The sequence below is a fragment of the Streptomyces sp. NPDC053367 genome (genome assembly GCF_044545925.1).
Lineage (GTDB): Bacteria > Actinomycetota > Actinomycetes > Streptomycetales > Streptomycetaceae > Streptomyces.
The window spans coordinates 1,208,230-1,230,792 of record NZ_JBITYN010000001.1 but is presented as its reverse complement, the minus strand read 5'-3'; the positions used below and the strand labels follow the sequence as shown (position 1 = coordinate 1,230,792).

Annotated in this window: 18 protein-coding genes and 1 tRNA gene; 9 read left to right on the top strand and 10 right to left on the bottom strand. The window is 74.4% G+C overall.

The annotated features are described in order from the left end of the window. Positions 1 to 136: 136 nt before the first annotated feature. The gene (locus ACIGXJ_RS05610; RefSeq protein WP_399641868.1) at positions 137 to 1,399 is read left to right on the top strand and encodes a M6 family metalloprotease domain-containing protein; all 1,263 of its coding nucleotides are present in this window, start codon (positions 137 to 139) and stop codon (positions 1,397 to 1,399) included. Between the two features lie 178 nt (positions 1,400 to 1,577). On the opposite strand, the gene ACIGXJ_RS05605 is transcribed toward ACIGXJ_RS05610, so the two are convergent. The 7 genes from ACIGXJ_RS05605 to ACIGXJ_RS05575 form a co-directional block, all read right to left on the bottom strand. Further along, positions 1,578 to 1,651: transfer RNA gene (locus tag ACIGXJ_RS05605), tRNA-Lys, on the bottom strand. Then, positions 1,642 to 2,487 carry a bifunctional DNA primase/polymerase gene (locus ACIGXJ_RS05600; RefSeq protein ID WP_399641866.1) on the bottom strand — a complete coding sequence of 282 codons (846 nt, stop codon included), beginning with the start codon at positions 2,485 to 2,487 and terminating at the stop codon, positions 1,642 to 1,644. Before ACIGXJ_RS05600 ends, ACIGXJ_RS05605 begins: the two co-directional genes overlap by 10 nt. 44 nt (positions 2,488 to 2,531) lie before the next feature. Then, positions 2,532 to 2,897, bottom strand: a complete 366-nt coding sequence (locus tag ACIGXJ_RS05595; protein WP_399641864.1) for a hypothetical protein — start codon at positions 2,895 to 2,897, stop codon at positions 2,532 to 2,534. Between the two features lie 134 nt (positions 2,898 to 3,031). Beyond that, positions 3,032 to 4,372 carry an AAA domain-containing protein gene (locus tag ACIGXJ_RS05590; protein ID WP_399641863.1) on the bottom strand — a complete coding sequence of 447 codons (1,341 nt, stop codon included), beginning with the start codon at positions 4,370 to 4,372 and terminating at the stop codon, positions 3,032 to 3,034. Continuing rightward, a complete protein-coding gene (locus ACIGXJ_RS05585; RefSeq protein WP_399641860.1) occupies positions 4,369 to 5,970 on the bottom strand; it encodes a hypothetical protein in 1,602 nt (533 codons plus the stop codon). The genes ACIGXJ_RS05590 and ACIGXJ_RS05585 overlap by 4 nt, the downstream gene beginning before the upstream one ends. Further along, positions 5,961 to 7,124, bottom strand: coding sequence for a hypothetical protein (locus ACIGXJ_RS05580; protein WP_399642150.1), 1,164 nt, complete (start codon positions 7,122 to 7,124; stop codon positions 5,961 to 5,963). The genes ACIGXJ_RS05585 and ACIGXJ_RS05580 overlap by 10 nt, the downstream gene beginning before the upstream one ends. Next, entirely contained in the window at positions 7,042 to 8,016 is a 975-nt protein-coding gene (locus ACIGXJ_RS05575) for a phosphatase PAP2 family protein (RefSeq protein WP_399641859.1), read from the bottom strand. The genes ACIGXJ_RS05580 and ACIGXJ_RS05575 overlap by 83 nt, the downstream gene beginning before the upstream one ends. A 213-nt stretch (positions 8,017 to 8,229) precedes the next feature. On the opposite strand from ACIGXJ_RS05575, the gene ACIGXJ_RS05570 reads away from it, so the two are divergent. After that, a complete protein-coding gene (locus ACIGXJ_RS05570; RefSeq protein ID WP_399641857.1) occupies positions 8,230 to 8,826 on the top strand; it encodes a histidine phosphatase family protein in 597 nt (198 codons plus the stop codon). Between the two features lie 107 nt (positions 8,827 to 8,933). On the opposite strand, the gene ACIGXJ_RS05565 is transcribed toward ACIGXJ_RS05570, so the two are convergent. Next, a complete protein-coding gene (locus ACIGXJ_RS05565) occupies positions 8,934 to 10,379 on the bottom strand; it encodes a hypothetical protein (protein ID WP_399641855.1) in 1,446 nt (481 codons plus the stop codon). 321 nt (positions 10,380 to 10,700) lie between these two features. On the opposite strand from ACIGXJ_RS05565, the gene ACIGXJ_RS05560 reads away from it, so the two are divergent. Together ACIGXJ_RS05560 and ACIGXJ_RS05555 are read left to right on the top strand one after the other, a co-directional pair. Further along, positions 10,701 to 11,072, top strand: a complete 372-nt coding sequence (locus tag ACIGXJ_RS05560; RefSeq protein WP_399641854.1) for a hypothetical protein — start codon at positions 10,701 to 10,703, stop codon at positions 11,070 to 11,072. A gap of 46 nt (positions 11,073 to 11,118) precedes the next feature. Continuing rightward, the gene (locus tag ACIGXJ_RS05555) at positions 11,119 to 11,988 is read left to right on the top strand and encodes a spermidine synthase (protein ID WP_399641852.1); all 870 of its coding nucleotides are present in this window, start codon (positions 11,119 to 11,121) and stop codon (positions 11,986 to 11,988) included. Between the two features lie 48 nt (positions 11,989 to 12,036). Here ACIGXJ_RS05555 and ACIGXJ_RS05550 read toward each other — a convergent pair whose 3' ends face one another. Beyond that, positions 12,037 to 12,588 (bottom strand): hypothetical protein, encoded by a 552-nt coding sequence (locus ACIGXJ_RS05550; protein ID WP_399641850.1) that lies wholly within the window; start codon positions 12,586 to 12,588, stop codon positions 12,037 to 12,039. A gap of 96 nt (positions 12,589 to 12,684) precedes the next feature. Between ACIGXJ_RS05550 and ACIGXJ_RS05545 the strand changes: the two genes are divergently transcribed. The 5 genes from ACIGXJ_RS05545 (at position 12,685) to ACIGXJ_RS05525 (ending at position 21,005) form a co-directional block, all read left to right on the top strand. Further along, entirely contained in the window at positions 12,685 to 13,383 is a 699-nt protein-coding gene (locus tag ACIGXJ_RS05545) for a response regulator transcription factor (protein ID WP_399641848.1), read from the top strand. Continuing rightward, on the top strand, positions 13,380 to 14,801 hold the full coding sequence (locus ACIGXJ_RS05540) for a sensor histidine kinase (protein ID WP_399641847.1): 1,422 nt from the start codon (positions 13,380 to 13,382) through the stop codon (positions 14,799 to 14,801). The genes ACIGXJ_RS05545 and ACIGXJ_RS05540 overlap by 4 nt, the downstream gene beginning before the upstream one ends. Before the next feature lie 200 nt (positions 14,802 to 15,001). Then, positions 15,002 to 16,474 (top strand): cellulose binding domain-containing protein, encoded by a 1,473-nt coding sequence (locus tag ACIGXJ_RS05535; protein WP_399641844.1) that lies wholly within the window; start codon positions 15,002 to 15,004, stop codon positions 16,472 to 16,474. A gap of 126 nt (positions 16,475 to 16,600) precedes the next feature. After that, positions 16,601 to 16,912, top strand: a complete 312-nt coding sequence (locus ACIGXJ_RS05530; protein ID WP_399641843.1) for a trypco2 family protein — start codon at positions 16,601 to 16,603, stop codon at positions 16,910 to 16,912. After that, positions 16,896 to 21,005 carry a trypsin-like peptidase domain-containing protein gene (locus ACIGXJ_RS05525; RefSeq protein ID WP_399641841.1) on the top strand — a complete coding sequence of 1,370 codons (4,110 nt, stop codon included), beginning with the start codon at positions 16,896 to 16,898 and terminating at the stop codon, positions 21,003 to 21,005. Before ACIGXJ_RS05530 ends, ACIGXJ_RS05525 begins: the two co-directional genes overlap by 17 nt. A 48-nt stretch (positions 21,006 to 21,053) precedes the next feature. Here ACIGXJ_RS05525 and ACIGXJ_RS05520 read toward each other — a convergent pair whose 3' ends face one another. Continuing rightward, on the bottom strand, positions 21,054 to 22,490 hold the full coding sequence (locus ACIGXJ_RS05520; protein ID WP_399641839.1) for a GH1 family beta-glucosidase: 1,437 nt from the start codon (positions 22,488 to 22,490) through the stop codon (positions 21,054 to 21,056). Between the last annotated feature and the right edge of the window lie 73 nt (positions 22,491 to 22,563).

Genomic DNA, 22,563 nt, shown 5'->3' with positions numbered 1-22,563 from the left:
GGACCGTGAGCGTTCGGGGGTGTCGGCGGTGTGTCGGCCGGGCGCTCACCCGTCCGGTGCAGGCGAACAGGGCATATGTCAATAAAGTCGCACAGGCTGGACGCGGTGTCCCCGTGTACCGCATCCGGAGGTTCCTGTGCCGCGTCGTCTTCCGCGCCCCCGACTGCGCAGCACCGCGGCCGTCCTCACGACGATGTCGGCGCTCGCCGCCACCTCCTTCATCGGCGCCCCCTCGGTCGCCGAACCCTTCTCGGCCTCCCCCTGCGCCCTCGCACGCACCGACGCCCACCACTCCGAGGGCGTCGACACCTGGAACGCCGCCTATCCGAGGCCGGTGCGCGAGCTGGACGCCGTCCTGGTGTTCCTGTCCTTCCCGGACGCCGAGCCGCGCACCACCCCGGAGCAGCTGACGGCCGATCACTTCCCCGAGACCAGCGCCTTCTTCGAACGCGCCTCCTACGGCCGCTTCACCCTGCGTCCCCGCCCGCTCGGGCAGTGGCTCACCATGCCCCGCCCCTCCACCGCGTACGCCATACAGCGCGACTGGAGCGCCGCCCACCGAGCCGCCTATCTGCGCGACGCTCTCGCCGTCGCCGACCCTCAGGTGGACTTCTCGGCCTACGACATCGTGTACTTCGTCGCCGACCCGGACGCGCCCGGTGTCGACTCCGACGCCACCAAGGTGGTGAACCTGGACGTGCCGCTGCGCGCCGACGGCACGGACATCCATCGGTTCGTCACCGTGTTCGAGCAGCATCCGCCGGACCGGCTCGTGCTCGCCCATGAGACCGGGCACGTCTTCGACCTGCCGGACCTCTACCACCGGCCGGCCGGGGGCTCGGGCGACTGGGACACCTACGTCGGCGACTGGGACCTGATGGGCAGCCAGTTCGGGCTCGCCCCGGACCTGTTCGGCTGGCACAAGTGGAAGCTGGGCTGGCTGGAGCCGCGCCAGGTGGTCTGCGTGCAGGACGGCGGGCCGACGTGGCTCACCCTGGAGCCGCTCGGCGCGGGCCCCGGTGTCCCGGCGGCCGGCGCCGCGGGTGCGCTCGCCTTCGGGCTGGGCCAGGGCACCAAGCTGGCCGTCGTGCGCACCGGGCCGGACAGCGTCCTCGCCTTCGAGGCGCGCGGCCCCGTCGGCAACGACGTCGGCACCTGCCGGTCGGGGGTCCTGGTGTACCGGGTGAGCAGCGACGCCGCCTCCGGGCACGGTCCGGTCGAGGTGATCGACGCCCACCCGGGGACCGAGGCCTGCTGGGACACCTCCGTCTATCCGCCCCTCGCGGACGCGCCCGTCGACGTCGGCGAGAGTTTCACCGTGCCCGGCGAGGGCGTGCGCGTGGAGGTGGAGGGGCGGACCCCGGCTGGGGCGTGGACGGTGAAGATCGCCCCGGCGTGAGATCCCGTACGGAGGACTCGGCGGGGTGTGCCTCACGCAGAACCCTGCGGGATGTTCCCTGCGGAGAACCCTGCGGGACATCCCCTGCGGAGAACCCTGGGGGCATCCTCTACGGAGAAACAGATGAGCGCCCTCGGAGAACCGAGGGCGCTCACCCAGGTCAGCGACCTTTTCGCTGTGCGCCGCCAGGGACTCGAACCCCGGACCCGCTGATTAAGAGTCAGCTGCTCTAACCAACTGAGCTAGCGGCGCCTGCTGACGTCGTAGACCTTAGCACCCTGATCCGCGGGAGGAAAAATCGATATGCGCACCGCCGCGCGGGCCGCCCGCACGGCCGCCCAGAGCAGTACTTCCGGTCCCGGCAGCCAGGGCTGACGGGTGTCCGGGGCGACGAGCCAGCGGGACTCGGGAGAGCCCTCGCCGGTGCCGCCTCCGGGCGCGGGGACGGTCACGGCGTCACCGGTGCCGTGGCACAGCAGGGGCGGGATCGCCGCCGTACGGCCGTCGGCGCCGTGGGAGCCGAACTCCTCCCACTCCAGCAGCGACGGCAGCCGCTGGGCCGTGCCCGGCGCGGCGAACAACAGCATGCGACCGCGATAGGCGGCCACCGGGCCGGAGCCCGGACCGTCGTCCCACAGCCGGTCCAGCATCCGCCGGCCGAAAACCGCCGGCGCGCTCACCACGTCGAAGACCGAGCCGCAGGGCAGCACCACCGGGGCGTCCGGGCGCTCCTCCCAGAACGCGAGCGTGTTGCGCGGATACGTTCCTGCCGAGGCGAGCCAGGCGGCTCCGTCCGGGGTGACTCCCGCGATGCCCTGGCCCTCGTCGAACAGGCCGGAGGTCGCGAACAGGCCGGAGGTCGGTTCGTTCCGATAGCTGCTCATGTCCACCAGATGTACCGGGTGTGAGCGCTCCGTTTCGCTGGGTTGCCGGAAACCGGGACAGGGGTGGAGGGGGAGGAGTATCGTGCCCGCCCGCCTGGCATATGCCGGACGGGCGGGCCGGGTCCGACGGCCGGACCGGCAGGGCGTGCGTGCGAGACCCCGCGGCGTCGGCACGAGCCGGACGCCAGGGCCTGGGTTCGCCATGATCAAGCGCCCACGCGTGTCAACAACGCTCGTGATCAATACACCTAGACCGGGTCGGCGTGACCCGCGCCGTTCTCGCCGCGCAGCAGGCCCTGGCCGAACTCCACCATCTTCTTGGCATAGTCCTCGGTCCACTCGGCCCGCTGCGCGATGTCCGCGGCCGTGAGCCGGTCGAAGCGCCGCGGATCGGCCAGCTGCGCCGCCGCGATCGCCTGGAACTCCATCGCCCGGTCGGCCGCCGCACGGAAGGCCTGTGTCAGCTCCGTCGCCCGCGCGAGCAGCGCCCGGGGGTCGTCGATCGACTCCAGGTCGAAGAAGTGCTCCGGGTCCCCGGCGGCCTCGGCGGGCTCGAAGAGCAGGGGCGCGGGGCGTAGCCGCGGCTCGTTCGGGCGCGGCGTGTGCTCCGCCATGTCATGTCCTCCTCGTACGTGTCCGATGGCGCGCCTGCGGGCGGACCACCCTCCATTGTCGCGCGGGGCGCAAGAGGGCCCCTGGGCGAGGACTTCACTCCCGCTCGGCGTTCCGCCCTGGGACATGCAGTCGGTCAGGGGCGCCAGCTCACCCGGTGTTCTGCCAGGCGGGCCAGGACCGCGTGGTTCGCCTCCCAGCCGTCCGGGAACTTCACGACCGTGCCCAGCTGGACCGGCTCCGTGGACGGGTAGTCGTCCAGCAGCTCCGTGACGCCCGCGCGGCAGATGACGATGCAGGCGTGGCGGTGGCGGGAGGCCAGGACGCACAGGCGGCCGGTCTCCAGGTGGAAGGCGGTGGCGTCGGGGCGGCCGGACAGCGGGTGGAGGACGACCGTGACGTCGAACTCGCGGCCCTGGAGACGGTTGGCCGTGTCGACCGTGACGTCCGCCGCGCCCAGCTCCGCCAGCGCCGCGCGGATCGCTGCCGCCTGGTCGCGGTGGGCCGTGCCGACCGCGATCCGGTCGGCCGTCAGCGCGGTGGGGTCCGCCGAGCGCTCCGAGAGCGCAGCGCCGCCCCGGTCCAGCAGCCGCCGTACCACCGCCGCGACCGCCCGTACGGCCTCCGGGTCCGTGCGGGGGGTGTGCCGTGCGGGCAGCTCCAGCAGGCCCCAGCCGGACTCCGCGGCCTCGTCGATCACCCGGTCGGGGCCCGAGCCGTCCGAGCGCACCGCGAAGGTGAGCCGCCGGTCGCCGTGGCCGGTGCCGCTGCGGAACGGCGTGTACGGGTAGAACGCGTCCGACACCAGGGGCGCCGCCGAGGCGGGCAGCCGCCAGGACACGGGCAGGCGGTGCTGCGGCAGGCCCGGGTTGTGCGCCAGCAGGGTCGTCACGGCCGAGGCGGACGGGTCGTACGACAGGCCCGCCCACTGCTCGCTGCCCACGATCGCGAACGGGTCCAGCTGCCCGGGGTCGCCCACGAACAGCGCCCGCTCGAACAGGCCGGCCACCGCCAGCAGCCCGTCCGAGCGCATCTGGTACGCCTCGTCGACGATCGCGTGCCGCCAGGGCTCGTCCACCTTCACATGCGCCCACTTGGCGGCCGTGGAGATCACCACCGGAAGCCCGGCCAGGTCCGCCGCCTTCGCCGACTTGCGTACGTTCGGCAGGTCGTCCAGCGCCTTGTCGTACGGGTCGGAGTCACTGCTGTGCAGACGGCCCACCGGCAGCTCGGGGCTCTTCTCGGCCAGCCGCAGCACCAGGTCGTCGACCTGGGCGTTGGTCTGCGCGACCACCATCAGCGGGCGGCCCGCGTCCGCCAGCTCCAGCGCCGCCCGCACCACCAGCGTGGACTTGCCGGCACCGGGCGGGGAGTCCACGACGACACCGCGGTCGGTGCCGTGCAGCGTGTCGTGCAGGATCGCCTCGGTGGCCCGGGCCGCGGCGGCGCCGGGGTCGAAAGCGGTCTGCGTGGTCACAGCAGGTCCTCCTCGGTGACGGGGTCGGCCGCGGGTGCCGGCGGCTCCTCGCCGGGCGGGCCGCCGTGGGTCCACGGGGTGTTCTCCGGGTCGGGCAGCTTCGCGCCGCCGCGCTGCTCGTGCTCGAAGGCGGTGAAGCAGAGCACATCGCCCTTCTCCGGCACCGAACCGGGCTCCGGCTCCTTGCCCCGGCCCATCTTGTCGAGGATGCGCAGCACCACGAACACGCCCTCGCCGCTGTCCTCGTACTCGACGCACTCCGCGGTCTGCGGCTTGCCGCCCAGCGAGCGGTACACCCGCGCCCGCTCGGCCAGGTGCGGGCGGTCGTCGGTGCGGACCGTGACCAGCGGGCGGGGGCTCGGCCGCTTGCCCTCGGAGTACGCCATCACCACGTCGACGACCTCCCCGGCGAACGCCTCCCCGGCCAGTCGCCGCCCGGCCATCACCAGCGGGTCGTCGAGCGCCTCCTGCGCCTCCAGGCGGGCCTGCTCGCGCTCGCGCGCGGCCAGCTTGTTCGCGGCCGTCACCGCGTCGTCGCGGCGCGGCTGCGGGGGCTCGCCCGCCAGGACACGGTCGCGGTGCCCGGTGAACGACCAGCGGTCGCGCGTCCACCGCTCCTCGACGTGCGCCGCTTCGGGCAGGGCCCGCAGCAGGTCCAGGCCCCGCCAGATCGCGTCCCAGGTGGGCCGGGTCCGGCTCAGGACGAGCTCGCGGAGGTGCTGTTCCGCAGCGGTCAGCTCGCCGAGGCGGTCGTCCGCCTGGAGGCCGTCCTCGGCGGCGGCGAGCGCCGACCGCGCCCTGTCGTAGCGCTCGATCGCCGGCGCGAGCAGCTTGTTGTCGAAGGCCGGGTCGGTGGCCGGGCCCGCCGGCGGCCACTCCAGCTGTCCCTCGGCGTCCCGCGCCAGCTCGGCCCGCAGCGCGGCCTCGGCGCCGGTCGAGCCCGCGGGCGGGTCGATCCAGGCGAGCAGCGCCCCCAGGTGCTGGTCCTCCAGGGTGGACTGGCCGGTCGCCCAGTGCCGGGCCAGCACATCGGTCAGGGCCAGCAGCAGCGAGGAGCCCGGCACCCGCGCCCGCTCCCCGAAGTGGGTGAGCCAGCGCCCCAGCAGCGGCACGCGCGGCGGTGCCGGATACGGGGTCTCCGGGTCCTGCTCGGCCGTACGCCGGAAGCGCATCGAGCGCCCCAGCAGCCGCACGTACTCCACGGCGGCCCGGCTCGGCACGATCAGCTGCGGCGCGTCCGCGCACAGGTCGACCTCGACCTTGACCCGCTTGCCGGTCTCCGGGTCGGTCTCGGTGCGCTCGGCGGCCTCGACGGTGTCGGCGTAGGACTCGACGTACGGCAGGACGACGGCCGCCAGGTCGGCGAGGAACGCGGACCTCAGGTCGCGGTCGCGCGGCTGCGGCACGACCAGCAGCCGGGGCGCCTCCCGGTCGGTCCCCACCAGCGCGCCCAGCGGGGCGCCCGCCTCACCGGCGGTGGTCAGCGGCACGCACACCAGAGGCCGCTCGGACAGATGCCGGTGCCGCACCGTGGCCAACGGCTGCGCGATCCCGGTCTCGACGGCCTCGAGGCGGGCGAGCGTGGCGGTCAGCGACATACGGCGGCCTCCCGTCCCAGGGCCTCGGCGCGCAGCCGGGCCGCGCGGCGCAGGGCCGCGACCGCCGGGTCCGCGGGGTCGCCGGCCTCGCCGCGGGCGGCCGCGAGGACGTCGGTGACGGTGGTCAGGGCGCCCAGTTCGGCCCGGACCGGCCGGCCCAGCGCGGTCACCACGTCGGCGGCGCGGGCCCGGTCGCGGCAGTGGAAGGCCAGCTCGCAGGCGGACAGGCACTCCGGCGCGTAGGCCGCGGGCACCGAGGCGACGGCCGCCGCCAGCTCCTCGGCCGGCAGCTCGGGGGAGAAGCACACCCCCTCCGGCAGGGCGTCCGCGATCTCCTCCAGGTGGGTGAGCCGGGCCAGCTGGCGGCGGGTGACCGCCCGCTGCTTGCGGACGTCGACGGCGGACGCGGTCGGCTGGTTGGAGAAGTCCTTGGGGCACACCAGCACGATGCGGTGGTGCACGCGCGGGGGCGTCTCCAGCCGCGCGGCGACCTCCTCCAGCGCCAGCACGTACACCGCGGCCTGCCGGGCGGCGGCGCCCACCTTCGCCGGGTCCGCGGAGCCGTCCAGCATCGGGAAGGACTTGATCTCCACCACCGACCAGGACCCGTCGGGATGCACCACGACCGCGTCCGGCTCCAGGAAGGCCGGCGAGCCCGCGACGTCCAGCGCGAGCATCGGATGGTCCAGCAGCGTCCAGGTGCCCGGCGCGGCGGCGGCCTCGCGCAGCGCCAGCGCGGTGCGCGCCGTACGGCCCTCGGGGCCGGTCGCCGACAGGTCGGGCACCGACGCCTCGTGCGGCGGCTCGGTGCCCGGGGCCAGCGCGCGGTGCACCAGGCGCAGCAGCTCGGCGCCGCCGTCCGCCTTGACCTTCGCCTCGAAGGCGTTGCCGCGGGTGAGCGCGAACTGGGACTGGCCGAAGGCCGAGGGGGAGCCCAGCGCGCTCGCCAGCGCCGCCTTGTTCACTCCCGCCCCGTCGAGGATCGCGCGCCGCCGGCACCCGGGGTTGGCGGCCAGCGCCGCGAGGGCGCGCGCGTCCAGCGCCCTCGCCGCCACCTCGGGTCCGCGCAGCTCAGCGAGCCGCTGCCGGAGCCCCGTCGCCCGTGTCCGCGGGGGAGGCGTCCGGCCCGGCTCCCGTGGGGAGGGCGGACTCACGCTGCCGTGGAAATCGCTCACCCGCCGAAGTCTGGCACCCGCCACTGACAATCGAGGCCCGTGGGCCCTTCGAGACCTGCGGGGAACGCACCGGCGACGCCTCCGGGGAACGCCCGGACCGCAGGGCGAACGAGCCGCGGACGCGGTCCGCGGCCCGCAGCATCAGCGGCGTCAGCAGCAGGCCCACGCCCATCACGGCGGCGCCCGCGGCCGCGTCGAGGAAGTAGTGGTTGGCGGTGCCCATCACCACGATCGTGGTCACCAGCGGGTAGACCACACCGGCCGTCTTCGCCAGGCGCGTCCCGCCGAACCGCCACAGCATCACCCCGCACCACAGCGCCCAGCCCACGTGCAGGCTCGGCATCGCCGCGTACTGGTTCGTGAGGTTGCCCATCCCGCGCGGCGCGCTCGCCTCGCCGCCCCACCAGCCGTACGCGCTGTACTGGGCCATGGTGTCCACGAAGCCGTGGCCCGCGTCGAGCAGCCGGGGCGGGCAGGTCGGCAGCAGCGTGAACCCGATCAGGCCGAGGAAGGTCGACGTCATCAGCCAGGTCCGGGCCGCCCGGTAGCGCACCGCCCGCGAGCGGAACAGCCACACCAGCAGCGCCGGGGTGATCAGGTAGTGCAGCGAGGCGTACCAGAAGTCGGCCGGCACGCCCAGCCAGGCCTCCTGGGTGAAGAGTCGGTTGAGCGGGTGCTCGGCGTTGAGGTGGAGGGACTTCTCGATGCGCAGGATCGCGAGGCCGTGGTCGACGGCCGTCGTGACGTCGTCGCGGGCGAGCAGCCGGCCCGCCGAGTAGCAGGCGTACACCAGCAGGATCAGGGGCAGCTCGGTCCACCAGCGCAGCCGCGGCGGTGCCGCCTGTGCGCGCAACGTCTCGGACTGCGGCATCCGATCGCCTCCCCCTGTACTCCTCGCGCGGCGCCGGACGGCCCGGTCGGCCACTTTACGCCGTACGCCACGCCTGCGCGGGGCTCCGGCCCTGATAGACGCAGCGCCCGCCCGAGGGGTTGCCCACCCCGCCCGCCGGGCTGCCTCCGACCGGGGTGAGCGATGATGGAGGGGCTCAGTCCCGGCTTCCCGTTCATCCCGGAAAGGTCCCCCATGGCACCGCGCATCCTGCTGGCCCGGCACGGACAGACCGAGTGGTCGCTGTCCGGAAAGCACACCGGCCGGACGGACGTACCGCTGCTGGAGGAGGGCCGCCGCGGCGCCAAGCTGCTCGGCGAGCGCCTGCACCGGGCCCCCTTCGACAGGCTGTCCGGCGTCGAGGTGCGCACCAGCCCGCTCTCCCGCGCGCGGGAGACCTGCGAGCTCGCCGGGTTCGGTGACCGGGCGGCCACCTGGGACACGCTCATGGAGTTCCACTACGGCGCCTACGAGGGCATGACCCCCGCCGAGATACAGGCGATACGCCCGGGCTGGCTGATCTGGCGCGACGGCGTCCCCGACGGTGAGACGCTCGCCGAGGTGAGCGCCCGCGCGGACGAGGTCGTCGCCTGGGCGCGGGAGGCCGACCGGGACGTCCTCGTCTTCGCCCACGGGCACATCCTGCGCACCATCGGCGCGCGCTGGCTGGGCCTGCCGATCGACTTCGCCGCCCGTCTCCGCCTCAACCCGACGTCCCTGTCGGTGCTGGGCTGGGCCTACGGCGAGCCGGCCGTCGAGAGCTGGAACGACCTGGGGCACCTGGCCGGCTGACGCGCGCCCGAGGTTCGCAGGCCCGGGCTCTCGTCCCTCGCCCCTCGTCCCTCTTCCCTCGTCCCTCTTCTCTGCGCTCACTCTCATCTCTCACGCACACGCGTGTGTCATGCCGTACGCGGCATGGAGGCGTGTCTCTCCAGGAACTGCGACACCCCGGACGCCCGCCGGTGCGGCAGCAGCACGCGCGCGGTGCCCGCGAGCATCGTCTGGATGCGAGAGGACTGCACCTCGCCCAGCAGGTCGAGCACCCGCAGCCCGGCCGCGGCCGCCTCGTCGGGGCGGCCCCCGCGCGCGAGGTCGTCCGCCAGCTCGGCGGTGTAGAGGGCGATGTTGCGGGTGAAGTGCGGGTCCTGCAGATGCGCGGCCCGTGCCGCGTGCCGGGCCGCGCGCGACCAGTCGCCCAGCGCGGACCAGACCTGCGCCTCCAGGCCCTCCAGTTCGGCCTCTCCGTAGAAGCTCATCCACTCGGGGTCGGCGTCCGAGGGCCCCCGCTCGTAGAGGGCCTGCGCCCGCGCGAGGACCTGTTCGCAGCCGGTGCGGTCGGCGAGCCCCGCCCAGCCGCCGGCCTCGCGCAGCGCCAGCAGCGACATCAGCCGGGGCGAGCCGAGGGGCCGGGCGATGCGCTGGGCGGCCTGCGCGGCCCGCACCGCCTCGCGCGGGCGTCCTGCGTCCCGCGCGAGGAACGCGGTGTTGCAGAAGGCGTGCGCCTCCAGCGCCGCGTCCCCGTTCATCCGCGCGGTCGCGAGTGCCTCCGCGTAGTGCGAGCGCGCGTCGTCGAAGCGGCCCGAGTCGTGCGCCAGCCAGCCCACCGAGATCGCGAGCTCGCCGGCGCCGGAGTGCAGCCGGTCGGCGGTCGTCTGCCGGGTCGTCCCGGCGTCCAGCAGCGCGTACGCGGCGCGCAGCGGGGCCGCGGCGCGCCGGTAGAGGCCGTCGGCGCCGTGCCGGTCGTCGAGCAGCCGGATCCTGCGGACGGCTTCCTCCAGGGCACCCGCCTCGGCCGTGCCGACGCGGTGGCCGGGGCGGGGCGCGGCCGTGGCGTCGAGGGCGAGACCGAAGGGTCCCAGTGAGGCGGCGGCCACCGTTGCGCCTCCGCCGGTCATGAATGCGCGACGCAGCACGTCGCTCTCCTCGTAGTCGTCGTACGTCTCGTAGGGGTCCTGCGGGTCATACGGATCGTGGGCCCCCCGAGTCTCACTCGTGGCGTGTGCGGGGCCCCCGAAGCCGGCGGGGCCGTCGGCCGGGACGGCGGGGCGCGCGGCGCGGCCGCGGACCGCCGAGCGCGGCGTGAAGCCCAGGTCGGTGAGCGTGCGGCCGGGGAACATGTGCAGGAACACCCGTTCATACGCGTAGTTGGGGCAGCGGATCTCGCCCGCCTCCACCCGGCCGATGTAGCGCGCGTCACAGCTGACCTGCTCGCCGATCTCGCGGGCGGCCCGCCGTACCTCCGCGGCGAACTCGGCCGGGGAACGCCGGCCGCGCAGCCGGCGGAAGGCGAGGTTCGGCCGGGGTGGCCGATGGGGCTGGGACGAGGTCACCGTGGACGACGTCATGGCCGGGTTCCTCTCGTGCGAACCGTCGAACCATGCCGGAAGGCGGGCGACTTGACGGATGCGGCCGTTGGCGGCCCGTTGTCGGATCTGTCCGCTGTGACGCCCGGATTCCGGCGGGGAAGAACGTACCTGCTGCGAATGGGCCGCCACGCGGTGTTTGGCTACAAACCGGATATCTCATCCAGGATCTGCCATGAACTGCCATCCTTTGCGGCTGACTTCCGCCGTAGCCGTTGACGCGGCCCCGCGTTGAACCCTGTGGACCGGGAGCCGCCCGACTCCCGACCCGCACGAACGAGGAGGTTCGTAGTGGAGGCCGGGATGCAAGCCACAACGCCGTCGCCCGCGTGGGACCTCGTCACCGTGCCGGCGCGGCAGGGGCTCGAGGCGGTCGACATCCTGCGGCGGGGCGCCGCCGCCGACGGGGTCGGACCGGTGCTGCACGACGACGGCTGCGGGACGCTGGGCTTCCTCGTGCCGTCCGGCACGGCGGCGGCCTGGGACGTGCCGGGCAGCACCTGCGTGGAGACCGAGGGACGGGGCATGAGCCTGGTCGTCCCCGAGCCGCCCGTGGAGGGTTCCGACTGGCTCCTGCCGCCCGGGGAGGCGGATCTGGCCACCGACCCGGCCGTGCTGCGGGCCGCGCTGGGGGAGGCGGCCCGGCTGATCGAGGCCGCGGACAGCTGCCGGTGAGGTTCCCGGCGCGCCCCTCGGGGCCGTGTGCTGGGACAATCGTTCCATGGGAAAGTCCAGGAGTCCCCGGCGTGCGCGGGGTGCCGCCGAGTCCGTCGTCGAGGCTGTCGACGGCGGGCTCGCCGAGCTCATACCCGACCGGGACCGGGCGCGGGCCTGGACCCTGCTGATCGACGGGGCGCCGCAGTCGCACGTCGACCTGGACGATCCCGGGTTCCTGTCCTTCGAGTACCAGCGCCGCCTCGGGCACGTCGTCGATCTCGCCGCGCCCGCCGGGCGGCCCGTCCAGGCGGTGCACCTCGGCGGCGGTGCCCTCACCCTGGCCCGCTATGTGGCCGCGACCCGGCCCCGCTCCACCCAGCAGGTCGTGGAGTTCGACGCACGGCTGGTGCAACTGGTGCGGCGGGAGCTGCCGTTGGACCCGGGGGCGCGGATCCGGGTGCGTTCGGTGGACGCCCGTGAGGGGCTCGCGAAGGTGCCGGACGGCTGGGCCGACCTCGTCGTCACCGACGTCTTCAGCGGGGCCCGCACTCCCGCGCACCTGACCTCCACCGAGTTCCTCGACGAGGTCCGCCGGGCGCTGAAGCCGGGCGGACTGTACGCCGCCAACCTCGCCGACGGGCCGCCCCTCACGCATCTGCGGGGCCAGATCGCCACGGCCGCGGCCCGGTTCGCCGAGCTGGCGCTGATCGCCGACCCGACCGTCCTGCGGGGCCGCCGCTTCGGCAACGCCGTGCTGGTCGCGGGCGACCGCCCGCTGCCGCTCGCCGAGCTGACCCGCCGTACGGCCTCCGACCCGCACCCGGGCCGGGTGGAGCACGGGCGGCCGCTCACCGACTTCGCGGGGGGCGCCGTACCGGTGACGGACGCGGCGGCGGTGGCCTCGCCCGCACCACCGGCGTCGGTGTTCCGCTGACCTGTCCGGCAGCGGCGCGGGGGCGTCGGCGGCCGGTGCGGCCCGGGTTCAGTAGGTGCCGACCTCGACCCTCGGCGGGCCGTCGTGCCACGTGCAGAACACCGACACCCGGTCCGCGCCGGAGCTGAACTCCACCCGGATCCACGCCTGCGTCTTCCACACCTGCATCGACCAGCCCGTCTCGGGCGTCGCCGTCACCAGCGTCGCGTAGGAGTCGCGCAGATCGAACACGGCCCGCCCGCCCTCGGTCGCGTAGCTCTTGACCTCGCCGGCGGACGCGGGGGCCGTGGCCGACGTCGGGGAGGGCGGCGCTGTGCTCGGCTTCGGGGACTCCGTCGCGGACGCCGATGCCGACGGAGTCGCCGGCGCCGACGCCGCCGGCGATGCCGGGGGGCTGGGCGACGGGGCCGGCCGGTGGGTGCTCGCCGAGGTGGCGAGCGGCTTCGACTCCTGTGTCGTCGCGTCCGCCGTGACCGGCAGGGCGCGGGGCGGGTCGTACGCCGTGGAGTCCAGGACCGTGCGCACACCCCACCACGACAGCGTGACCGCCGCGCCCGTGGCGAGCGACCAGGCCAGTGTGTGTACGAGTCCTCTGCGCATCACCGCATACTGCCTCACCGGCCTCGCCGTGTGCACAGAAGGAGAGTTGTCCACAGGCTCCGGTCCGGCCGGCCGGCATGGCGTACGGTGCGGCGCATGGCAAGTGTGCTCGTGGTCGAGGACGACCAGTTCGTACGCTCGGCGCTCATCCGGCATCTGACCGACGCGGCCCACCTGGTGCGCAGCGTCGGCACCGCGCTGGAGGCGCTGCGCGAGGTCGCCCATCACCGTTTCGACGTGGTCATCCTGGACCTCGGCCTGCCCGACCTGGACGGGTCCGAGGCGCTGAAGATGCTGCGCGGCATCACCGACGTACCGGTGATCATCGCCACCGCGCGGGACGACGAGACGGAGGTCGTGCGGCTGCTCAACGCGGGCGCGGACGACTATCTGACCAAGCCGTTCTCGGTCGAGCACCTCTCCGCCCGCATCGCCGCCGTCCTGCGCCGCTCCCGCGCCGCCTCCGGCGAGGCCGCGCCCCCGTCGGTGCTGCGGGTGGGCGGGCTGACCGTGGACCCGCTGCGCCGCCAGGCCGAGCTGGACGGCGTCCGGCTCGACCTCACCCGCCGCGAGTTCGACCTCCTCGCCTTCCTCGCGGCCCGCCCCGGTGTCGTCGTGCCGCGCCGCGAGCTGCTCGCCGAGGTGTGGCAGCAGTCGTACGGCGACGACCAGACCATCGACGTCCATCTGTCCTGGCTGCGCCGCAAGCTGGGCGAGACGGCCGCCGACCCGCGCTATCTGCACACTCTCAGGGGCGTCGGGGTCAAGCTCGAACCGCCGGGGTCCGTGCGATGAGGTGGGCACTGGTCAAGGTCTCGCTCGCGGTCACCGTCATGGTCGTGGTGGCCTTCGCCGTGCCCCTGGGTCTCGTGATCCGTGAGATCGCCCGCGACCGGGCCTTCTCCAACGCCGAGCGGGACGCGGCGGAGATCGCCCCCGCGCTGTCCATCACCACCGACCGCGAGCAGCTGGAGCGGTTCGTCGCCTCCGCCGGCTCGGACTCCTCGGGCACCGCCCTGCACATACCCGGGGCCGAGGGCGCCCCGGCCGTGGAGATCGGCCGCCGGCGGGCCGCAGCCGAGGACGTCGAGGCCACCCGCAGGATGGGCCGCGCCTCCACCGCCGAGGCACCCGGCGGCTCGGTCCTGCTGCAGCCGGTCGCGCTCAGCTCCGGCCAGATCGCGGTGGTCGAGGTGTACGTCCCCGACTCGGCCGTCGGCAAGGGCGTCGGCACCGCCTGGGCCGTGCTCGCCGGGGTCGGACTGGCCCTGGTCGTCGGCTCGGTGGCGGTCGCCGACCGGCTCGGGGTGCGCATGGTGCAGCCCGCCCAGCGGCTCGTCGAGGGCGCCCGCGAGCTGGGCGAGGGCAAGCTCGGCGCCCGGGTGCCGGAGGAGGGGCCGACCGAACTGCGGCTCGCGGCGGTCGCGTTCAACTCCATGGCCGACCAGGTCGTGCAGCTCCTCGCCAACGAGCGGGAGCTCGCCGCCGATCTGTCCCACCGGCTGCGCACCCCGCTGACCGTGCTGCGGCTCAACGCCGCCTCGCTGGGCGACGGGCCGGCCGCCGAGCAGACCCGGGCCGCGGTGGCCCAGCTGGAGCGGGAGGTCGACACCATCATCCGTACGGCCCGGGAGGCCAAGCCCCAGACCGCCGCCGCCGGGCCCGGCGCGGGCTGCGACGCCGCCGAAGTGGTGCGCGAGCGCATGGAGTTCTGGTCGGCGCTCGCCGAGGACGAGGGCCGCAAGTGGCGGGTGGCCGGTGTGGACCGGCCGGTGCGGATACCCGTGGCCCGCGCCGACCTGGCCGCCGCGCTCGACGCCCTGCTCGGCAACGTCTTCCGGCACACCCCCGAGGGCACGGCCTTCGCGGTCGACGTCCACAACGGCGAGGACGCGGTGATCGTCCTGGTCTCCGACGCGGGCCCCGGCATACCCGACCCGGCCGCGGCGATGGCCCGCGGCCGCGGCTCCGGCACCGACGGCTCGACCGGTCTCGGCCTGGACATCGTCCGCCGCCTGGCCGAGTCCACGGGCGGCGACGTACGCATCGGCGCCTCCGTCCTGGGCGGCACGGAGATCCGCGTGTGGATACAGCTCGACGCACGGGCGGCCGAGCCCCGGCGGCGGGGGCACCGCGGCGCGGTACGCCGCCGCGGAGTCGGCCTGCCCCGCGGGCCGCGCCGCGCGCGGGCCGAGAGACCGGAGAGGGCGTGACGGCCGGGACGGGTGCGTGTGACCGCCGGTCGAGGGGGCGGACTGGTCTCGACCTTTAACCGGCCCCGATGCCTTCCTTAAGCCAGTCCTAAGATCCCGAACTGCCGCCCGGATCAGGCGGATTGCCCGATTCCGGGTCGCTAGCGTGCTGCCTCACCTCACCCCCGAGGAAGCTCCGAACGGCAGAAGGCAGGCACGCGATGAGTACGCACCGGCGCAGGATCGGCGGCAGGACCAAGGCGATCGGCGGGCTGGTCGCCGCGGCGGTGGTGGGCGGCGGGGCGTTCCTGTTCACCGGCACCGCGCAGGCCGCGGGCGTCGGGGCCGCGTACACCAGGACCAGCGACTGGTCGACCGGCTATACCGCGCAGTACGTCGTGACGAACAACAGCGGCGGTCAGAAGACCGACTGGAAGCTGGAGTTCGACCTGCCGGCCGGGACCAGGCTGGGCTCGCTGTGGAACGCGGAGTCGAGTGTCGCCGGACAGCACATCACCGTGACGCCGCCCAAGTGGGACACGGACGGACTGAGCGCCGGCGAATCCGTCACCGTCGGGTTCGTCGTCAACGGCACGGCGGACCCCACGGGCTGTCGGGTCGACGGCGGGACCTGTTCCACCGACGGCGGCGCCACCCCCGAGCCGACCGGCCGCCCGACCCAGTCCCCGACCCCCACACCGACCCGGACTCCCACACCGACCGCGACGCCCTCGCAGACGGCGACCCCGACCGCGACCCCCACGGCGTCCCCCTCGGAGAGCGGCGGCACCGGCACGCCCGCCGCCGCGGGCTTCGCGCCCTACGTCGACACCAGCCTCTACCCCGCCTTCGACCTGTTGGCGAACGCCCAGGCGACCGGCGTGAAGCAGTACAACCTCGCCTTCGTCACCGACGGCGGCGGCTGCACCCCCAAGTGGGGTGGCGTCACCGACCTGGCGAGCGACGCGGTCGCCGCGCAGATCGGCTCCCTGCGCGCCAAGGGCGGCGACGTCCGGGTCTCCTTCGGCGGCGCCGCGGGCAGCGAGCTGGCCACCGCCTGCTCCTCCGCGGACGCCCTCGCGGCGGCCTACGGCAAGGTCGTCGACACCTACAAGCTCACCAAGGTCGACTTCGACGTCGAGGGCGGCGCGCTGCCGAACACGTCCGCCAACACCCGCCGCGCCCAGGCGATAGCCAGGCTCCAGCAGCAGCACCCGGGCCTGGACGTCTCCTTCACCCTGCCGGTCATGCCCGAGGGCCTCACCCAGGACGGCGTGAACCTGCTGGCGGACGCGAAGAAGAACAACGTCAGGATCAGCGCGGTCAACATCATGGCCATGGACTACGGCCCCGCCTACAGCGGCGACATGGGCACCTACGCCGAGCAGGCCGCCACCGCGACCCAGGCGCAGATCAAGGGCGTCCTCGGCCTCTCCGACGCGGCCGCCTGGAAGACCGTCGCCGTCACACCGATGATCGGTGTCAACGACGTCACCTCCGAGATCTTCAAGGTCGACGACGCCACCCAGCTGGTGAACTTCGCCCGTTCCAAGGGCCTCGGCTGGCTCTCCATGTGGTCCGCCACCCGCGACCAGCAGTGCGCGGGAGGCGTCAAGAACTTCGCCGACCCCACCTGCAGCTCGATCCTCCAGGACAAGCACGCCTTCACCAAGGCGTTCGCGGCCTACAACTGACCACCACCGAACACGGGGGCGTGCGCCCCGGCCGGTCTTCCCCCCATCCGGCCGGGGCGCGTGGGCGTCCGCAGGGGTACGGCCGCCTTGTAGCATCGGGGAATCGCAGCTGGGCGAGGGGGAGCCGTGATCGAACTGTCCGACCTGATCCGTGAGGTGCGCCGACAGCTCACCGCCGCCGCGGCCGACGGCGCAGACGAGACGGTGCGGTTCGAGGTCGGACCGGTCGAGATCGAGGCGAGCGTCGCCGTCACCCACGAGGCCGGCGCCGACGCCAAAGTCCGGCTGTGGGTCGTCGACACGGGAGCCAACGGCAAGTACACCCAGGCCCAGACCCAGCGGGTCACCGTCACCCTGACCCCCGGCACCGTGGCCGCCCCGGACGCCCCACCGCGGCCGGTGCTGATCGCGGGCGGCGAGGTTGACGGCGAACGCTGACCGGGGCGTGCGGCCGGAACGGGCCGCAGAGATCATCGCGGCGACGGCGGACGGCCGCACGCGCCGTCGGGGCTCCGGCTATCTGGTCGCACCCGGCCGCGTCCTGACCGCTGCCCATGTGGTCGAGGGAACCGACAACGCCCAGGTCCGCTTCGACGCCGACCGGCCGGGCGAGCGCACGGCCGAGGCCACCGTCACCTGGCGGCACGCGGGCATCGACGTAGCGGTCCTCACCCTTCCCGGCGCCCCTGACACACCGGCGGTCCCCTTCGGCCGCGTCGGCGAGCAGGACACCGTGCTGCGCTGCACCGCGCTCGGCTTCCCCCGCTTCAAACTGCGCACGGACGCCGACGGTTCACGCTTCCGCGACGCCGAACACATCCACGCCGCGTGCGCCGCCCTCTCCAACCGTCGTGAGGGCACCCTCGACCTTGCCGTGTCCGCCCCGCCCGTCGACGACCCGGAGCCCGGGCGCGACCCGTGGGAGGGCATGTCGGGCGCGGCGGTCTTCTCCGGCGGCCACCTGATCGGTCTCGTCACCAGCCACCACCGCACCGACGGCCCGGGCCGGATCACCGCGACCCGCGTGGATCGCTGGGCGGAGCACATCGGCGACAGCGCACTCAGCGCCCTGCAGGAGCACGCGGGCGTCCGCCTCACCGCCCTGCCCGACGTCGTACGACCTGACGGCCCCGACCACGTCCGGCGGATGCACCGCGCGCGGCTGGAGGACGACTTCGCCCCCAAGCAGCTCGACGGCCGGCAGGCCGAGCTCAGGGAACTCACCGCGTTCTGCGGCGGCAGCGCACCGTACCTGTGGATCCAGGGACGCCCCTGGGCGGGCAAGACAGCCCTCGTCGCGTGGTTCGCGCTGCACCCGCCGCGCGGCGTGGTGCCCGTCTGGTTCTTCGTCACCGCCCGCGACGCCCGCCAGTCCGACGCCGAAGCCTGCACCGGCGCGCTCGTCGAGCAGCTGGCCGCTGTCGCGGGCCGCGAACCCTCACGCACCGGCACACACGCCGCCCGGGACGGTGAACGCAGGCTTCTCCTGCGCGAGGCTGCCGAACGCGTCGGGCACGACGGCAAGACGCTGCTGCTCCTCGTCGACGGCCTCGACGAGGACGAGTTCCTGACACCCGGCGCCCCCGGCCCGAGCATCGCCTCGCTGCTTCCCGAACGCCTGCCGCCGAACGTCCGCGTCCTCGTCACCAGCCGCCCCGGCCCCGGACTCCCCGCCGACGTGCGGGGCACGCACCCGCTGCGGCACTGCCGGGTGATGCCCCTGTCCTCCACCATGGCCGCCCGGCACCTGGAGGCCGACGCCCGGTTCGAGCTCGACCGGATCCTCGCGGGCGACGACGACCTCCAGCGCGACCTGGTCGGCCTCCTCACCGCCGCCCGCGGCACCCTCCGCCGCGACGACCTGCGCGCCCTCACCGGCGCACCCGGCCACGCCGTCGGCCGGCGCCTCGGCAGCACCTTCGGCCGCATCCTGCGCGAACGCGGCGCCGGCGGCGACGACAGCGACGGTGACGCCACCCTCTACGTGTCCCCACGCGGCTACCTCTTCGCCCACGAGACCCTGCTGGCCGCCGCCCAGGACGCCCTCGGTGCGGACCTGACGGTGTACTGGGAGCGGCTGCACGCGTGGGCGAAGGCGTACGAGGAGCGCGGCTGGCCCGCGGACACGCCGCCCTACCTCCTCCAGCCGTACGGCCGTCTGCTCGCACTCCTTCACGACACCGGCCGCGCCACCACCCTGGCCACCGATCCCCGGCGACGGGACCGGCTCCGGGAAGCCACCGGCAGCGATGCGGCCTGCCTCGCCGAGATCACGGCCGCACGGGACGTCGTACGACGGACGTCCCCGCACGACCTGGCGGCGCTCGCGGCCCTCGCGATGACGGAGGACCTGGTGGCCCGCCGCAACGCGGCGCTGCACCCCGACATCCCTGCCGTCCACGCACGGCTGGGGCGGGTCCGGCAGTCGATCGGTCTCGCGCACAGCGTGCTGAGGCCGCTGGAACGGGCTTGGGCGCTGTCCGCCGTGGCGCTGGTGCTCGCCGAGGCCGGCGACGAGCGGGCCATCGGGCCGGCCGAGGAAGCCGTACGGCTGTGCCGGCTGGCCGTCGTCGAGGAAGGCGTCCACCTCGATGTGCAGGTGCCCGCCGCACAGGGACGCCTGGCCACGGTGCTCGCCCTGCTGGGCCGGGAGGACGAGGCCACGAAGCTGATCGCCGAGCTGTCCGGGTTCGACTTCCTCGCGGACGTCGGGGTGCTGATCGAGGCACTCCTTTCGACGGCGGCCGCGCTCGGCGGTCCCTCGGCGGCCGGCCTGGTGAGACAGGCGGAGGACGCCGCCGGGACCCTGATGGAGCTGTCCGAGCGCCTGCGGGCTCTCGCCTCCGTCGCCGCGTGCTGGACAGCCCTCGGCGAGCCGGGGGAGGCGGCTCGCGTCCTCGACTCGGTGGTCATGCTGGTCCACTTCGACCATGAGGGCTCGGTGCACGGCTGTCTGAGCGCCGCCGAGGCGCTGCGCCCGACCCGGCCGCGCGAGGCCGACCACCTGACCAGGACGGCCTACGCACGGGCCACGGAGCGTCTGGGGCCGCCCGACTCGCTGGAGGACGGGTACGAGTGGTACACGGCGGCGGATCTGGCGCTCGCGCTGGCGGTGGACAGCCCGGCCGAGGCACAGAGCTGCGCGGAGTCGGTCGAGAACACGGCGGGGTTCCGGCCCGGGAGCCACTGGCGAGAGGTCTGGCGGGCCGTCGCCGAGGGCCACGCCCGCCGGGGCCGGGTGAGGCGGGCATGGGCCGCGGCCGAGAAGGCCTGGCCGGCCGATGACGCAGAGGAACTGACGGGCCGCTGGCCGGCGCACCTGTGCGGGCTGCTCGTACGGACCGCGGGTGCCGACGAGGTGGAGGCGTTCCTCCTGACGCAGGACGTCTCCCGACGACCGGTCACGCAGGTGCTCGCCGCGCTCGCCGCGCGGGTGGCGCAGCAGCAGCCCGAGCGTGCGCACCGGCTGCTGCGCGCAGTGGAGCAGGCGCAGGCCTCCGCGCGCGTTCCGCAACTCCGCCACGACCGGGTCACCGCCCTGGCCGTCGCACTGGCCTCCGTGGGACGGACCGACGACGTCGAACGGCTTCTCGCCCTGCCCGCCCCCGGCGGCACACGCCTCCACCGCCTCGCCCTCGTGGCCTCAGCCATGGCGCGAACCGACCGCCCTGGTGCGCTGTCGCTCGCCGAACGGGCGGCCGCGGAGATGGCCTCCGACCCCGACGGCGCACCCTTGATGCTGCCGACCGTCGTCTCGGCACTGGCCCGAACCGGAGCGACCGGACGCGTCCTGGAACTGGTCGGTCCCGGGCGGCAGGGAACAGCTGTGGAACGTGCCCGGCCGGCGGCCGTGGCCGGCCTGCAGCCGCACGACCCGGCCTCGGCCGGACTCCTCGCCGATCTGGTGCCGGCGGACAGCGGCCGGCCCGAGGTGCTCGCCGAACTGCTCGCCGCGCTGGGGCCCGACGACGCACGCGGTGCCGCACTTCGCAGCCGCCTGGAAGGCGGACTCCGCAAGCCCACCTTCCACGACGAACTGCTGATCGCGCTCGTCACCTGCAACGGCGACCGGGCGCGGATCCGGCGCAGCTACAGCCGGGCCGTCGCCCGGCACAGCGAGTGGTGGCCCGTCCGGCCGGGCACCGTCGAGGCCCTCGTGCTGGCCGTGGCAGGCGACCTGGACGAGGCTCGTGCGGTCGCCGCCCGCAGCAGTGCGCGCGAGGAGGAACGAGCCGAGGCCCACTCCCGTCTCGCCGCGTACGTCGCCCGAGTCCCCGGCCCCCCGGTGGACCTGGCGTTCACCGGTCTCTCCCTCGACAACCTGCCGGCCGTCCAGCAGATCGCCTCCACCCTCCTCCCGCCGCCCGACGGCCCCGACCTCCCCTTGGCCCGCACCCTGCTGGCAGAAGCGCTCGGAGGACCGGCGGGCGTTCACCACGCCCTGCCGGTCCTCGCCGCCCTCGACCCGGACGCCGTCACCCGGGTCCGGGGCATCGTCTTCGCCCACCTCGGCCTGGTCGGCCCACGGTGAGGAACGGGGCGCGGCACCCGGGGAGGAGGGTGCCGCGCCCCGCTGCCGTCAGAGCGTCTCCACCTCGGGCAGCACGCCGGACTTGGCCGCCCGCCCGTACCAGAGGGCGCTGGACTTCGGGGTGCGGGCGAGGGTGGCGTAGTCGACGTAGACCGCGCCGAAGCGCTTGCCGTAGCCGTAGGCCCACTCGAAGTTGTCCATCAGGGACCACAGGTAGTAGCCGCGCACGTCGGCGCCGTCGGTGATGGCGCGGCGTACGGCGGCCAGGTGGCTGTGCAGATAGGCGATGCGCTCGGGGTCGTGGACGCGGCCGTCGCCGTCGGGCTTGTCGTCGTAGGCCGCGCCGTTCTCCGTGATGTACAGCGGGACACCCGGGGCCTCACGGCTGAAGCGCATGATCAGCTCGTGCAGACCGGTCGGGTCGATGGTCCAGCCCATCTCGGTGCGCTCGCCGGGCGTCTGGTGGAACGCCACGTCCTCCGAACCCGGCCAGGGGGAGTGGTCGCTGACGCCGTGGCCGTCGGAGCGCGGGCCCCTCGGGGCGCGCTCCGGGCCCGAGACGAGGGCCGGTGTGTAGTAGTTGATGCCGAGCGCGTCCAGCGGCTGGTGCGCGGTGCGCAGGTCGCCGTCCTGGACGAAGGACCAGTCGGTGACCTTCGCGGTCGCCGACAGCAGCGTCTCCGGGTAGGCGCCGCGCAGCATCGGGCCGTGGAAGACGCCGTTGGCCAGGTCGTCGATGCGGCGCACGGCGGCCAGGTCCGCCGGGTCCTCCGACAGCGGGCGTACGACGGAGGAGTTGAGGCTCACCGCGACGGAGTTGCGGCTCGGCATCACCGAACGCAGCGCCACCGTGCCGAGGCCGTGCGCCAGGTTGAGGTGGTGCGCCGCCCGCAGCGCGGCCGCGCCGTCGGTGCGGCCCGGGGCGTGCACGCCCGAGCCGTAGCCCAGGAAGGCGCTGCACCAGGGCTCGTTCAGGGTGATCCACTGCTCCACGCGGTCACCGAGGGCCTCGCCGACGATCTGCGCGTACTCGGCGAACCGGTACGCCGTGTCGCGCGCGGGCCAGCCGCCCGCGTCCTCCAGCTCCTGCGGCAGGTCCCAGTGGTAGAGCGTGACCGCCGGCTTGATGCCCTTCGCCAGGAGCTCGTCGACCAGCGAGCGGTAGAAGTCCAGGCCGCGCTGCACCGCCGGGCCCCGGCCGGTGGGCTGCACCCGCGACCAGGAGATCGAGAAGCGGTACGCGTTCAGGCCCAGGTCGGCCATCAGCGCCACGTCGTCGCGGTAGCGGTGGTAGTGGTCGACAGCGATGTCACCGGTGTCGCCGCCGGCCGTCTTGCCCGGGGTATGGCTGAAGGTGTCCCAGATCGAGGGCGTGCGGCCGTCCTCCCGCACCGCCCCCTCGATCTGGTACGCGGATGTCGCCGCGCCCCAGAGGAAGGCGGGAGGAAAGGTCACCGGGGTCACCGGCGATTCGGACTCAAGCATGGAAGCGCTCCCATCGAGGGTCGTCGAGACCATAGGAGGAACAGGGGGAAGAGGGGGGGTGGAGAACAGGGCC